At 48.4% G+C, this 14,214-nt stretch carries 15 protein-coding genes and 1 other RNA gene; 11 read left to right on the forward strand and 5 right to left on the reverse strand.

From position 1 onward, the window contains the following. Positions 1-7 precede the first annotated feature (7 nt). From aspS to C5I45_RS06855, 3 genes are all read left to right on the forward strand, one after another. Entirely contained in the window at positions 8-1,786 is a 1,779-nt protein-coding gene (gene aspS, locus C5I45_RS06845) for an aspartate--tRNA ligase (RefSeq protein WP_069013532.1), read from the forward strand. Between the two features lie 62 nt (positions 1,787-1,848). Beyond that, positions 1,849-2,041, forward strand: a non-coding RNA gene (gene ssrS / locus C5I45_RS06850) — 6S RNA. Between the two features lie 71 nt (positions 2,042-2,112). Next, a complete protein-coding gene (locus C5I45_RS06855) occupies positions 2,113-2,877 on the forward strand; it encodes a tRNA threonylcarbamoyladenosine dehydratase (protein ID WP_003152728.1) in 765 nt (254 codons plus the stop codon). Positions 2,878-2,952: 75 nt separating this feature from the next. Here C5I45_RS06855 and C5I45_RS06860 read toward each other — a convergent pair whose 3' ends face one another. Next, complete coding sequence (locus C5I45_RS06860; protein ID WP_003152729.1) at positions 2,953-4,221, reverse strand: replication-associated recombination protein A; 1,269 nt, start codon at positions 4,219-4,221, stop codon at positions 2,953-2,955. A gap of 194 nt (positions 4,222-4,415) precedes the next feature. Between C5I45_RS06860 and cymR the strand changes: the two genes are divergently transcribed. From cymR to C5I45_RS06900, 8 genes are all read left to right on the forward strand, one after another. Further along, positions 4,416-4,832, forward strand: a complete 417-nt coding sequence (cymR, locus tag C5I45_RS06865; protein WP_003152730.1) for a cysteine metabolism transcriptional regulator CymR — start codon at positions 4,416-4,418, stop codon at positions 4,830-4,832. An 18-nt stretch (positions 4,833-4,850) separates the two neighbouring features. Next, entirely contained in the window at positions 4,851-5,990 is a 1,140-nt protein-coding gene (locus C5I45_RS06870; RefSeq protein ID WP_003152731.1) for a cysteine desulfurase family protein, read from the forward strand. 36 nt (positions 5,991-6,026) lie between these two features. After that, the gene (gene mnmA, locus C5I45_RS06875; protein WP_032856904.1) at positions 6,027-7,142 is read left to right on the forward strand and encodes a tRNA 2-thiouridine(34) synthase MnmA; all 1,116 of its coding nucleotides are present in this window, start codon (positions 6,027-6,029) and stop codon (positions 7,140-7,142) included. An 87-nt stretch (positions 7,143-7,229) separates the two neighbouring features. Beyond that, entirely contained in the window at positions 7,230-7,850 is a 621-nt protein-coding gene (locus C5I45_RS06880) for a tetratricopeptide repeat protein (protein ID WP_088005508.1), read from the forward strand. Positions 7,851-7,868: 18 nt separating this feature from the next. Continuing rightward, positions 7,869-10,247 (forward strand): SF1B family DNA helicase RecD2, encoded by a 2,379-nt coding sequence (recD2, locus tag C5I45_RS06885; RefSeq protein WP_025853055.1) that lies wholly within the window; start codon positions 7,869-7,871, stop codon positions 10,245-10,247. 118 nt (positions 10,248-10,365) lie between these two features. Continuing rightward, on the forward strand, positions 10,366-10,824 hold the full coding sequence (locus tag C5I45_RS06890) for a PRC-barrel domain-containing protein (protein WP_003152735.1): 459 nt from the start codon (positions 10,366-10,368) through the stop codon (positions 10,822-10,824). 12 nt (positions 10,825-10,836) lie between these two features. Then, entirely contained in the window at positions 10,837-11,028 is a 192-nt protein-coding gene (locus C5I45_RS06895) for a hypothetical protein (RefSeq protein WP_003152738.1), read from the forward strand. Positions 11,029-11,049: 21 nt separating this feature from the next. Continuing rightward, on the forward strand, positions 11,050-11,181 hold the full coding sequence (locus tag C5I45_RS06900) for a YrzQ family protein (protein ID WP_003152741.1): 132 nt from the start codon (positions 11,050-11,052) through the stop codon (positions 11,179-11,181). Positions 11,182-11,216: 35 nt separating this feature from the next. Here the strand turns inward: C5I45_RS06900 and C5I45_RS06905 are convergent, their stop codons facing one another. Genes C5I45_RS06905 through C5I45_RS06920 form a run of 4 tightly spaced genes read right to left on the reverse strand, consistent with a single transcriptional unit; the run spans position 11,217 to position 14,175 of the window. Then, the gene (locus tag C5I45_RS06905; protein ID WP_014305490.1) at positions 11,217-11,873 is read right to left on the reverse strand and encodes an amino acid ABC transporter permease; all 657 of its coding nucleotides are present in this window, start codon (positions 11,871-11,873) and stop codon (positions 11,217-11,219) included. An 18-nt stretch (positions 11,874-11,891) separates the two neighbouring features. Next, positions 11,892-12,542 (reverse strand): amino acid ABC transporter permease, encoded by a 651-nt coding sequence (locus C5I45_RS06910; protein ID WP_003152744.1) that lies wholly within the window; start codon positions 12,540-12,542, stop codon positions 11,892-11,894. A gap of 56 nt (positions 12,543-12,598) precedes the next feature. After that, positions 12,599-13,426 carry a transporter substrate-binding domain-containing protein gene (locus C5I45_RS06915; RefSeq protein ID WP_003152745.1) on the reverse strand — a complete coding sequence of 276 codons (828 nt, stop codon included), beginning with the start codon at positions 13,424-13,426 and terminating at the stop codon, positions 12,599-12,601. A gap of 20 nt (positions 13,427-13,446) precedes the next feature. After that, complete coding sequence (locus C5I45_RS06920; protein WP_003152746.1) at positions 13,447-14,175, reverse strand: amino acid ABC transporter ATP-binding protein; 729 nt, start codon at positions 14,173-14,175, stop codon at positions 13,447-13,449. Between the last annotated feature and the right edge of the window lie 39 nt (positions 14,176-14,214).

Raw genomic sequence — 14,214 nt, forward strand, 5'->3', positions numbered from 1 at the left:
GAACGCTATGTTTGGAAGAACATATTATTGTGGCGAGATAACTGAAAAAGCGATTGGCGAAACCGTCAAACTGAAAGGGTGGGTGCAGAAGCGGCGCGATCTCGGCGGCTTGATTTTCATTGATTTGCGTGACCGCTCGGGTATTGTGCAAGTCGTGTTCAACCCTGACGTATCGAAGGAAGCCCTTGCCGCAGCGGAAGCAATCAGAAACGAATATGTGCTTGATATCGAAGGCACGGTTTCTGCCCGTGAAGAAGGCACGGTGAATCCCAACCTGAAAACCGGTAAAATTGAAATCAAAGCTGAAGCGGTGACGGTGCTCAGTACGGCGAAAACGCCTCCGTTTCCGATCAGTGACCAGGCGGCTGAGGTTTCTGAAGACGTCCGGTTAAAACACCGCTATTTGGATTTGCGCCGCCCGGCGATGTTTCAAACATTGCAAATGCGGCATCAAGTCACAAAATCCATCCGCCATTTCTTGGATGAAAACGGATTTCTTGATATTGAAACACCGATTTTAACAAAAAGTTCTCCCGAAGGCGCCCGTGATTACTTAGTGCCGAGCCGGGTGCATGAAGGGGAATTTTACGCCCTTCCGCAATCGCCGCAGATTTTTAAACAGCTTCTGATGGTGTCGGGCTTTGAACGGTATTATCAAGTGGCCCGCTGCTTCCGCGATGAAGACTTGCGTGCCGACCGCCAGCCGGAATTTACGCAGATTGATATTGAAATGTCCTTTATGAGTCAAGAGGACATCATGGCTCTGGCGGAAGAGATGATGGCGAAAGTCATGCTCGAAACAAAAGGCGTTGAAGTATCGCTTCCGCTTCCGCGAATGACATATGAAGAAGCGATGAACAGCTACGGTTCCGACAAACCCGATACCCGCTTCGGCATGCTGCTGACGGACGTGTCAGACATAGTGAGAGATACTGAATTTAAGGTGTTCTCATCAGCCGTGGCAAACGGCGGCGTTGTAAAAGCGATCAATGTCAAAGGCGCTGCCGGCGACTATTCCAGAAAAGATGTCGATGCGCTCGGCGTTTTTGCCGGAAATTACGGCGCGAAAGGTCTCGCTTGGGTGAAAGTAGAAGCTGACGGCGTAAAAGGCCCGATTGCGAAATTCTTTGATGAAGAGAAGCAGGCAAAACTGGCTGAAGCGCTTGATGCTTCTGAAGGCGATCTGCTCCTGTTCGGCGCTGATAAGTTTGAGGTTGTGGCTCAATCCCTCGGCGCGCTTCGCTTAAAGCTCGGCAAAGAACGCGGCCTGATTGACGAAAGCCTCTTCAACTTCCTGTGGGTTGTGGACTGGCCGTTATTGGAGCATGACGAGGAAGAAGGCCGTTTCTATGCGGCTCACCATCCGTTTACAATGCCTGTCCGTGAAGATCTTGACCTGATTGAAACGGCGCCTGAAGATATGAAAGCGCAGGCTTACGACCTCGTCTTAAACGGCTATGAACTCGGCGGAGGCTCAATCCGTATTTTTGAAAAAGACGTTCAGGAAAAAATGTTCGGGCTTCTCGGCTTTACAAAAGAAGAAGCGGAGGAGGAGTTCGGATACCTTCTTGAAGCCTTTGAATACGGCGCTCCTCCGCATGGCGGAATCGCGCTCGGCTTAGACCGGTTGGTTATGCTTCTTGCAGGCCGCACTAACTTAAGAGATACGATCGCTTTCCCGAAAACGGCAAGCGCAAGCTGCCTTCTTACGGAAGCGCCCGGCGAAGTGAGCGACGCCCAGCTTGAAGAACTTCACCTTTCTGTCAAAAGAAAAGTGAAACAGTAAAGATCGGCAGTTTGTTTCTTGAAAATCAAAATCTGCTGTGATATGATTTTGACAAGTTAAATAAAGTCCTGATGTGTTAGTTGTACACCTAGTTTTGACCGAACATTTTTTTGATTTGGGAGCCCGCATTTTTAAATGGCGTACATGCCTCTTTTCATTCGCTAAAGAGGACTTACAAGATTTAAAAAAGGGCACCCACCTGCTGAGAGCGGGTTCAAAACGAAGGAAAGCTGCAACGGCACAATTGGGACTTTATTTTTTGTGCGCTAAAACCAGCGGCTTTTTGACAAGCCGAGTTTATAAAACCAGAATGTGGAGTGAGGTTCTTGTTACATCAGTTTTCCAGAAATGAGCTAGCGATTGGAAAAGAAGGGCTGGACACGTTAAAAAACAGCACGGTGGCCGTTCTCGGCGTCGGCGGAGTCGGTTCATTCGCAGCCGAAGCATTGGCGAGGTCCGGAGTGGGGCGGATCGTGCTTGTCGATAAAGATGATGTTGACATTACAAACGTAAACCGCCAGCTGCATGCGCTATTGTCGACGGTGGGACAGCCGAAAACAGAATTGATGAAAGAGCGGATCGCTGATATTAATCCTGATTGTGACGTCGTCGCCTTAAAAATGTTTTATACAGAAGAGACGTATGAGCAGTTCTTTGAGTATCCGCTTGATTACGTCATTGACGCGTCGGATACGATTCATTATAAAATTCATCTGATGAAAGAATGTCTGAAACGGAATGTTCCGCTGATTTCAAGCATGGGAGCGGCGAATAAAACAGACCCGACACGCTTTCAGATTGCTGATATCTCAAAAACCCATACTGATCCGATTGCCAAAGTCGTCCGCACAAGGCTTCGTAAAGAGGGCATTAAAAAAGGCGTACAGGTCATTTTTTCTGATGAAAGCCCGATCGTCATCCGTGAAGACGTCAGAAAAGAAGTCGGGAATGATGAAGCGAAAATCCGCAAAGCGCAAATGCCGCCGTCTTCCAACGCCTGGGTTCCGTCAGTGGCCGGTCTGATTATGGGCGGACATGTTGTCATGGAGCTCTTAAAGGACATCGACATTAAACGGGTTAAAGATAAGTAAAAAGAAAAACAGCCTTCTTCAGGAAAGGCTGTTTTTTTATTTGAATCCGCCGTTTACACGAAAGATCTTGTCCGGTTATTTTTTCTGCTTCATCAGTTTTTCATACACTTGCTTTATGGCGGCTTCAAATTTCCCCGTTTGTTTCGGTTTATAGTATTGCTTGTTTTTTAACGGATCGGGCAAATATTGCTGTTCGACCCATCCGTTCTCGAAATCGTGGGGATATTGATAGCCGATCCCGCGTCCGAGCTCTTGGGCCCCTTTATAGTGGGCGTCTTTTAAATGTTTCGGCACATCGCCGATTTTACCCGTCCTGATGTCTTTGAGCGCCTCATCAACGGCTGAAATGGCGGAGTTTGATTTCGGCGAGAGGCATAATTCGATTACCGCATTGGCCAGCGGAATTCTCGCTTCCGGAAAGCCGATCCGTTCTGCGGTCTGAATCGCGCTCAGCACCCGGGGGCCTGCCTGCGGGCTTGCGAGGCCGATATCTTCATAGGCGATCACGAGAAGCCTTCTTGATATGCTTTCAAGGTCTCCGGCTTCGATCAGACGGGCCAGATAATGAAGGGCGGCGTTTGCGTCCGAGCCCCGGATCGATTTTTGGAACGCGGATAAGACGTCATAATGCGCATCGCCGTTTTTATCATGGGTATAGCTTTTTTTCTGCAGACATTCTTCCGCCGTTTCCCGTGTAATCCGGATCGTGCCGTCGCTTGATTCCTTTGTGGAGAGCACGGCAAGCTCCAGTGCGTTCAAAGCGGAGCGGACGTCTCCTCCGCACCCTTGTGCGAAATGATCCATCGCGTCGTCGTCCACCGAAACGCTGTAGGAACCGAGTCCCCGGTGTTCATCTGTGAGCGCTCTTTTCAATGCCTGCTTGATCAGATCGGGTGTTAACGGTTCAAGCTCAAATATCTGGGTCCGGCTTCTGATGGCCGGGTTAATGGCATGATAAGGGTTGGCGGTCGTCGCGCCGATTAAAATAATCATGCCGTTTTCTAAATAGGGCAGCAGAAAATCCTGCTTTCCCTTATCAAGTCTGTGCACTTCATCAAGGATTAAAATGACCTGGCCTGACATTTTCGCTTCCTGTACGACAATCTCCATGTCTTTTTTATTATGAATGACGGCATTCAATTTCCTGAATGCGATGCTTGTCGATCCTGCGATCGCTGTGGCGATGGACGTTTTTCCGATGCCCGGCGGTCCGTACAGGATCATGGATGATAAGTGCTTCGCACGCACCATTCTGCCGATGATTTTATCTTCTTTGACCAAATGTTCCTGACCGATAATGTCTTCGATATTGGCAGGCCGCATCCGATACGCCAATGGTTTCATGAACATCTCTCCTTACATATACAGGGTAACGGAAAACGGACGATTAGAAAAGCGAATTGCGGCGGGCCCCGTGTTTCAATGAAAATTAGGATAAGTTATGTTATAATAACAGTTGGTCTATAAGATACTAAACAGATTATTCATATCCATTTACTTGTATAAATTAACAATTAGAATTGACTGGGGTGTTCATATTGAAAATATCGACAAAGGGAAGATACGGGCTCACCATTATGATTGAATTGGCGAAAAAGCACGGAGACGGTCCGACGTCGCTCAAAAGCATCGCCCAAACAAACAGCCTTTCTGAGCATTACTTGGAACAGCTTGTATCACCGCTCAGAAACGCCGGACTCGTAAAAAGCATCAGAGGCGCTTACGGGGGTTACGTGCTCGGGGGTCAGCCTGAAGAGATAACGGCCGGAGATATTATCAGAGTGCTGGAAGGGCCGATCAGCCCGGTAGAAGTGCTTGAGGATGAAGAGCCTGCCAAGCGGGAGTTATGGATCCGCATCCGCGACGCTGTAAAAGACGTGCTGGACAGCACGACGTTAGAAGACCTTGCGAGCTACACGGACGGCGAGCAGGAAGCTTATATGTTCTATATTTAAACCAGAGGTGTACAGACAATGGAACGGATTTATTTAGATCATGCCGCGACTTCCCCCATGGATGAACGTGTGCTCGAAGAAATGAAGCCCCATTTCTTCGGCAGTTTCGGCAACCCGTCAAGCATTCATTCATTCGGGAGAGAATCCCGGAAATGGGTCGATGAAGCGAGAGCGGACATCGCGCGCGAAATCAGTGCGAAAGAACAGGAAATTATTTTCACAAGCGGCGGTACGGAGGCTGATAATTTAGCCATTTTCGGAACGGCTGCCGCCCGGAAGAATGAAGGAAAGCATATCATTACGACCGCTGTTGAGCATCATGCTGTATTGCACGCCTGCGAAAAGCTGGAAGAAGACGGCTTTGAGGTGACATACCTCATGCCCGGCCCTTCAGGACGGATCAGTGCAAATCAGGTGAAAGAAGCGCTCCGTGATGATACAATCCTTGTTACCGTCATGTATGGCAATAACGAAGTCGGAACCATTCAGCCGATTGACGAAATCGGAGAGCTGTTAAGCGGGCATCAGGCCTATTTTCACACAGATGCCGTCCAGGCATTCGGTTATATGCCGATTGATGTGAAAAAAAGCAGAATTGACATGCTGTCTGTTTCCGGTCACAAGCTTAACGGGCCTAAAGGGACAGGCTTTTTATATGTAAATCAAGAGGTGAAGCTGTCACCGATTCTTCTTGGGGGAGAGCAGGAACGAAAGCGCCGCGCGGGGACGGAAAATGTACCGGGCATCGCCGGCTTAAAAGAAGCGGTCGTCCTTTCAAACCGTGAGAGGGAAGAGAAAACAGCGAAGTATAAGGAGTTTAAGAACATCATCATGAGCACGCTGGAAGAAGCCGGCGTTACAGCGGAGGTGAACGGAGATGCCGAGAAATGCCTGCCTCATATTTTAAACCTTTACTTTCCCGGTGTGCCGGTGGAAGCGCTGCTGGTCAATCTTGACATGGAAGGCATTGCCGTATCCAGCGGATCTGCTTGTACAGCGGGATCCGTTCTTCCGTCCCATGTGCTTACGGCCATGTTCGGAAGTGAGAGCGGCAGGCTGACTTCGTCAATCCGCCTCAGCTTCGGCCTCGGCAATACGGCGGAACAAATCGAAACAGCCGCCGAAAAGCTTGCCGCCGTCGTTAAACGGCTTGCTTAAAACGGCGGACTTACGTTTTTAATGGAGTGAATGCAAATGGAAAAACGGCCGGAGGATACAAGAGTCGTAGTCGGCATGTCCGGCGGCGTGGACTCTTCCGTGGCGGCCCTTCTGCTGAAGGAGCAGGGCTACGATGTAATCGGAATCTTTATGAAAAACTGGGATGATACGGACGAAAACGGTTTTTGCACGGCGACGGAAGATTATGAAGACGTCATCCGGGTCTGCAACCAGATCGGAATTCCGTATTATGCCGTCAATTTTGAGAAGCAATATTGGGAAAAGGTATTTCAATATTTCCTTGATGAATATAAAGCCGGAAGAACCCCCAATCCGGATGTCATGTGCAATAAAGAAATTAAGTTTAAGGCTTTCTTGGATCATGCTCTGTCACTCGGCGCGGATTATCTTGCGACGGGCCATTACGCCCGCGTGGACAGAAGCGCAGGTACAGTGCGCATGCTCCGCGGTCTGGATGAAAACAAGGACCAGACTTATTTTCTGAATCAGCTCAATCAGGAACAGCTCAGTAAAGTCATGTTCCCGATCGGTGATCTGCAAAAAAGCCGCGTGCGGGAAATTGCCAAAGAAGCAGAACTTGCGACAGCTGCGAAAAAAGACAGCACGGGAATCTGCTTTATCGGCGAACGCAACTTCAAAACGTTTCTCAGCCAATATCTCCCCGCTCAGCCGGGCGATATGATGACAATGGACGGAGAAATAAAAGGGCGTCATGACGGTCTGATGTATTATACAATCGGACAGCGCCACGGTCTTGGAATCGGCGGAAGCGGCGAGCCGTGGTTCGCCGTCGGTAAAGATCTTGAAAAAAACATTCTGTATGTTGATCAAGGGTTCCATAATCCGCTTCTGTATTCCGATAAGATCACGGCGACAAATGTCAGCTGGACGCGTCCGGGTCTGATGGACGGCGGCGAAATGACATGCACGGCGAAATTCCGCTACCGTCAGGAAGATCACAAAGTAACGGTGAAAATGACGGGTGATGATGAAGCGGAAATCATTTTTGCCGGGCAGGTACGCGCCGTTACGCCGGGACAAGCCGTCGTTTTTTATGACGGAGAAGAGTGCCTCGGCGGCGGAACGATAGATGACGTTTATAAAGACGGAACAAAACTGTGGTACGTATAACACATGTAAAAAACCTCAACTCGCATGTTGGGGTTTTTTAGCGAAAGGAAGTTAAAAATGGATTATAATAAAATCGGGATTGACGCCATGCAGGAGGGCGATTTTGAAAAAGCGGCAGAGGCTTTTACGAAAGCGATTGAGGAAAACGGCCAAGACCCGGTGCCGTACATCAACTTCGCAAATCTGCTTTCTTCTGTGAACGAACTCGAACGGGCGCTTGCATTCTATAACAGAGCGCTTGAATTGGACAATTCGGCGGCAGCCGCTTATTACGGTGCGGGAAACGTATATGTGATGAAAGAATCGTTTTCCGAAGCGAAGGATATGTTTGAAAAAGCGCTTCGCTCCGGAATGGAAAACGGAGATTTGTTTTATATGCTGGGGACCGTTCTCGTTAAATTAGAGCGGCCGAAGCTTGCACTGCCGTATCTGCAGCGTGCCGTTGAATTAAACGAAAATGACACGGAAGCGCGCTTCCAGTTCGGAATGTGTCTTGCAAATGAAGAAATGCTGGATGAAGCTCTTGCGCAGTTTGAGACGGTGATCGAGCAGGATCCAGGCCACGCGGACGCATTTTATAATGCCGGGGTCGCTTACGCGTACAAAGAAAATCGTGAAAAGGCGCTTGAGATGCTGGAAGGCGCAATCGGCATACAGCCTGATCATATGCTTGCGCTTCATGCGAAACAGCTTATCACCCAGTCATAACAAAAGGAGGGAAGGCTCGTGGATCAGCTGAACATCGAAGAACAGCCGTATGTAAAAGGCGTCATTCATACGGTCATTTATCATAATGACACCAACCTGTATACAGTGCTGAAAGTCAAGGTTGCAGAAACGTCTGAGGCGATCGAAGACAAGGTCGTATCCGTAACGGGCTACTTCCCTCTGCTGCAAGAAGATGAGACCTACACATTTTACGGAAAAACTGCCACGCATCCTAAGTTCGGCCTGCAATTTCAGGCTGAACACTTTAAAAAAGAAATTCCGACCACAAAAGAAGGAATCATTCACTATTTATCAAGTGATCTGTTTGAAGGAATCGGAAAAAAAACGGCGGAAGAAATCGTCAAAAAGCTTGGAGACGGCGCGCTCAATAAAATTCTGTCGGATGCGTCGGTGCTTTACGATGTGCCGAAAATGTCGAAAAAGAAAGCGGATAAGCTTGCCGGAGAGCTGCAGCGGCATCAGGGTCTTGAGCAGATTATGATCTCTCTGAACCAATACGGTTTCGGGCCCCAGCTATCCATGAAAATATATCAGGCCTACGAAACGGAAACCTTGGAGAAAATTCAGGAAAATCCTTATCAGCTTGTAAAAGACGTTGAGGGCATCGGCTTTGTGAAAGCTGACGAGCTGGGCGGAAAAATGGGTCTGTCAGGAAACCACCCGGAGCGGATCAAAGCGGCTATCTTATATACGATTGAATCGACATGTCTTTCAGAGGGCCACACGTACATAGAAACAAAGCAGCTGATTATCAATACGCAAACGCTTCTGAATCAGTCAGCTGAAGGCGGCCGCGTCACGGAAATGGATGCGGCTGACGGCATCATCGCCCTCGGGGAGAGTAAGGATATCGTCATCGAAGGAGAGCGCTGCTATTTTCCGTCCTTGTTTTACGCGGAACAAAACGTCGCAAAACGCGTGCTCGACATTGCCGCTCAGACGGAGTATGCCGATCAATTTCCTGAATCGGAATTTCTGCTTGCACTCGGTGAACTGGAAGAACGGATGAATGTTCAATACGCACCAAGCCAAAAGGATGCCATTCAAAAAGCGCTGTCTTCACCGATGCTTTTACTGACCGGAGGACCTGGAACGGGGAAAACGACCGTTATTAAAGGAATCGTGGAATTATACAGTGAACTGCACGGCGTATCCCTTGACCCCGGTGATTATAAAAAAGACGAGGCGTTTCCGGTGCTGCTTGCCGCGCCGACCGGAAGAGCCGCAAAACGGATGAGCGAATCTACGGGTCTGCCGGCTGTTACGATTCACAGGCTGCTCGGCTGGAATGGCGCTGAAGGCTTTACCTACAACGAAGATCAGCCGATTGAAGGGAAACTGATCATTATAGACGAAGCGAGTATGCTTGATATCTGGCTCGCCAGCCATTTGTTTAAGGCGCTTCCTAAGCACATTCAGCTCATTGTTGTCGGTGATGAAGACCAGCTTCCTTCAGTAGGACCGGGGCAGGTGCTCAGAGATCTTTTGGCTTCTGAAGTGCTGCCGACCGTGCGCCTGACAGATATTTACCGTCAGGCTGAAGGATCATCCATTGTGGAACTTGCCCATGATATGAAAAAAGGGCTGCTTCCAAAGGGGCTGACCGCGCCGACAAAGGACCGCTCATTTATCCGCTGTAATTCTTCACAGATTAAAGAAGTCGTGGATCAGGTCGTCTCGAACGCGTTAAAAAAGGGGTATACCTCCAGAGATATTCAAGTGCTTGCCCCGATGTACAGGGGAAAAGCGGGAATTAACGAGCTGAACATGCTTCTTCAGGACATCATGAATCCGCCTAAAGAAAAAAGGCGGGAGCTGAAATTCGGAGATGTCGTCTACAGGACGGGCGATAAAATATTGCAGCTTGTCAACCAGCCGGAAAACAATGTGTTTAACGGCGATATCGGCGAAATCGTGTCCATTTTTTATGCCAAAGAAAATACGGAAAAAGAAGACATGGTCGTCGTCTCGTTTGACGGCAACGAAATCACCTTTACGAAAAAGGATTTCAGCCAGTTTACCCACGCTTACTGCTGTTCCATTCATAAGTCGCAGGGGAGCGAATTCCCGATTGTCGTCCTGCCTGTCGTCAAAGGCTACTATCGAATGCTCAGGAGAAATCTGCTTTATACCGCCATTACAAGAGCGAAAAAATTTCTGATTCTTTGCGGAGAAGAAGAAGCGCTTGAATGGGGCGTCAAAAACAATGATGCCACCGTCAGACAGACGTCGCTTAAAAACAGGCTCACAGAGCAGACTGAAGAGATGGATGCAGAACTGGCCGCCCTGCAAAAAGAGCTGCCGTTCAGTGTATATGATGCGAACATCGGAATGGAAGGCATCACGCCTTTTGACTTTATGGAAGAAAAAGCGTAAATAAAACCCGGCACATGTTTATGCGCCGGGTTTTCGCCTGTGGAAGTCATTTCAAAGTATGCTGCCCGGCTTCTTGGCAAAACCTATACGTGTTCAACAAAAGGTGGTTGATCACACTTTGAGAACATGCCATGCAGCTGAAGGACGAACAGTATATGACGAAAACACCGGGCGCAGTCTCGGGATGATATCGGATGTATGTTTCTCTCTGGACGGCCGGTTTCTCGGTTTCGTGCTGGAGCAGAAACGCCTGTTTCACAACCGTCATCTTTTTTTAGGGGCAAGTGATATAAAAGAGATGGATCAAGAAGCCGTAGCTGCCGGTCATGCTCATTTGCAGCCTTTGCCGAAGAGCTGTTTCACCTTTGAACAGATTAAAATGCAGCCGGTGAAATCGCCTGATGGTGAAATGTTCGGTTTGCTGGAAGATGTATACTTTTGTTTGGACAGGGGCATAATCGTAGCATATGAACTCTCGGACGGCTTCTTTTCAGATCTGGCTGGCAGACGCCAAGTGCGCCGCGCCGCCGATATGCTTATTGAAGCGGGGAAAGAAGGCATCGTCCTGAACGGATAAGAGGTGTAGTCTGTGCTTGTATGTCCGAACTGCAAAAGTAAAGATATCGGCAAAATCGGTGTAAACCAATACTATTGCTGGGGCTGCTTCATTGAGCTGACGGTGGCCAAAGGCAAAATTGCGACACATCAAGTAGAGGAAGACGGCACGTTAAGCAGTCTTGATGATTTGTTTTCTGAAGACGAACGCAGTATCAATTTTTAAAGTTGAAAGGAGATACGCGCGATGGGCAGAACAATGACCTCTCTGTTGGCTTTAGGAGCTGGAGCCGTTATGTATCGTATGGCTTCTCAGTCCGATATGCTGAATAAAAAAGGTATGAAACGGATGAGAAGACGAGTCATGAAAATGTTTTAAGCGGAAAAAAGGATACTTCTCCGGAAGTATCCTTTTTACGTTTGTCTCGCTTCCAGCCGTCTGGCAGCGAGAGACAGGCTGTAATTGACCGCGAAATACATCAGGGCCGCCAGCAGAAAGATCGGGAAAAAATACCCCCCGTCAGCGCTTTGTCCGTTTAAAATCTGCGCGTTATGAATCAGTTCGGGCAGAGCGATGACGACCGCAAGTGACGTATCCTTTAATAAGGAGATAAACTGGCTCACAATCGGAGGAACCATACGCCTTATCGCCTGCGGCATGACGACGAGAAAAAGAGTCTGCGTGTACGTCAGTCCTGAAGAACGCGCCGCTTCAATCTGTCCTTTGTCAACGGATTGCAAACCGCTTCTGATGATTTCTGACAGCATGGCCGATTCAAAAATCGTCAGCGCCGTGATGGCGGCCGCGGTAATTTCCAGTTTGATCCCGATTTCCGGAAGGGCAAAAAACGTAAAGAAAATGATTAATAACAGCGGCAGGTTGCGGATGGTTTCCACAATGGCCGCTATAATGCCCGAGACGATAGGAATGTTCGCATAGCGCAAAGTGCCGGCGGCAAGCCCGAACATAAAACTCAGGACAATGGAGATCAGCGCAACATAAAGTGTGACCAAAAAGCCGTCCCATAAAAACAGCAGATGGTCAGGTGTATAGGCGCCGCTAAAATCCATGTTATTCACTCTCCTTCTCTAATAACTCTTTCCGAGACGTCTTTCCAAATAGTGAACCCCGATGCTGAGCGGGATCGTTAATATCAAATAAAAAAGCGCGACGAAAATATAGACATCAAACACGACAAGAGTGCTCGAGGACACGAGATCCGCCTGATACATCAAATCGAGTCCCGCCACCACTCCGAGTATTGATGAGTTTTTGACAAGGTTGAGAAATTGGTTTCCAAGCGGGGGAATGACGATTTTTACGGCCTGAGGAAGAATGATATATCTCATCGCCTGACTGTAGGTGAAGCCTGACGATCTGGCCGCTTCCATCTGTCCTTTGGGGACAGTCTGAATTCCGGCTCTGATGGCTTCTGCGATAAAGGCGGACGTGTAAATCGTAAGCGCAATCGTTCCCGCCTGAAAGCCGTCCAGTCTCAGCCCGGCGTTCGGAAGTCCGAAATAAAAAACGAATGTGATGAGGAGAAGCGGGATGTTACGGATAAATTCCACATACGCAGTGCCGATCCATTGAAGGGGTTTGAAAGCCGTGATTCTCATGACTGCGATCAGAACGCCCAGCGCAAAGCTGCCTGCCAGCGCGATGAAGCTCGCAAGCAATGTGTGCAGGAAACCGTCCATATACATATCGAAGTTTTCCGTTAAAATTGAAAAGTTCATCTATGTCACTCCTTATAAAACGGGGATGAGCATGCATGCTCATCCCGCGGTCCGTCCTATTTTGCCGGTTCTTCTTTTATCCATTTTTTATAGATTTTTTCGTACCTGCCGTCGGCTTTCATTTTTTTCAAAGAGGCGTTGATTTCTTTGACAAGGCCGGATTGGCCTTTTTTGACGGCGATTCCGTAAGGTTCATCGGTAAAGGTTTCGCCCGTCAGCTGATATTGTTTATTTTCATCGGCCATGCCGTATAAAATCGCATTATCGGTTGTGAGCGCATCTCCCTGTCCCGCTTTAAGCGCAGTGAACGCTTCGGCGTAATTTTCAAATTCCAGCACTGAGGCGTCAGGCGCTTTTTCTCTGATGTTCTGTGAGGAAGTGGAGCCTTTTACCGCCAATACTTTTGAGCCTTTTCCCAGGTCTTCGGTGCTTTTGATGCTGCTTCCTTTTTTGACGAGCAGGGATTGCCCGGCTTCAAAATAAACATCTGAGAAATCAACTTCTTTTTTCCGCTCATCCGTTATCGTCATCGTGGCGGTGATGGCGTCGATATCGCCGTTTTGCAGCATCGGAATCCTCGTTTTTGACGTCACTTCTTTAAATTCCGCTTTCTTCTCATCCCCCAGAATATCTTTTGCGAGCTGTTTTGAGATATCAATATCGAAGCCTTCAATATCACCGGAGCTTGGGTTTTTCAGCCCGAATAACCTCGTATCGGTTTTGACGCCGAAGATGATTTTGTCTCTGTCTTTAATAGAGGCTAACGTGTCTTTTCCCGTTCCTTTTGAATCCCCGGACGTTTCTTTCCCTCCGCAGGCTGCCAGCATAAAGACGGCCAGCAGTGATATCAATCCGAATGACAACCATTTTGTTGCGCGTGACATAAGCGCTCCTCCGTTTCTTTTCAGTGATTTAAAATACGGCTTAAGAATAAACGCGCCCTCTCTTCACGGGGGCTTTCGTAAAATTCAGCCGGTGCAGCTTCTTCTAAGATGGATCCGCCGTCGATAAACACGATGCGGTCCGCCACTTCTTTTGCGAATCCCATTTCATGTGTGACGACTGCCATGGTCATGCCTTCCTTTGCGAGTGTTTTCATGACATCCAGCACTTCCCCGATCATTTCCGGATCAAGCGCGGATGTGGGTTCATCAAACAGCATAATTTCGGGCTTCATCGCAAGCCCCCTGGCGATGGCGACACGCTGCTGCTGGCCGCCGGAAAGCTGTGAAGGATAAGCGTCCGCTTTGTCCGGTATACCGACTTTTTTCAAATAGTATAAGGCCGTTTCCTTTGCTTCTTCTTTTGATTGCTTGAGCACTTTGATCGGTGCGAGCATGATATTTTGCAGAACGGTTTTGTGCGGGTACAGATGAAAATGCTGAAACACCATGCCGATATTCCGGCGGACCTGATTTATATCCGTTTTCTTGTCACGGATGGAGACGCCGTTTACCGTTAAGGCGCCTCCATCAACTGTTTCCAGCTGATTAATGCAGCGGAGAAGCGTGCTTTTTCCCGATCCTGAAGGTCCGATGATAACGACGACTTCCCCTTTTTTAATGTGCAGATTAATGTTTTTCAGCACGTGGAAATGTCCGTAGTGCTTATTTACATCCTGAAATGAAATCATGGCCATCCTCCTTAAAAAAACATGAGTCATATTGACTGG

The sequence above is a fragment of the Bacillus sp. ZY-1-1 genome, assembly GCF_003047165.1.
GTDB classification, from domain to species: Bacteria; Bacillota; Bacilli; order Bacillales; family Bacillaceae; genus Bacillus; species Bacillus velezensis.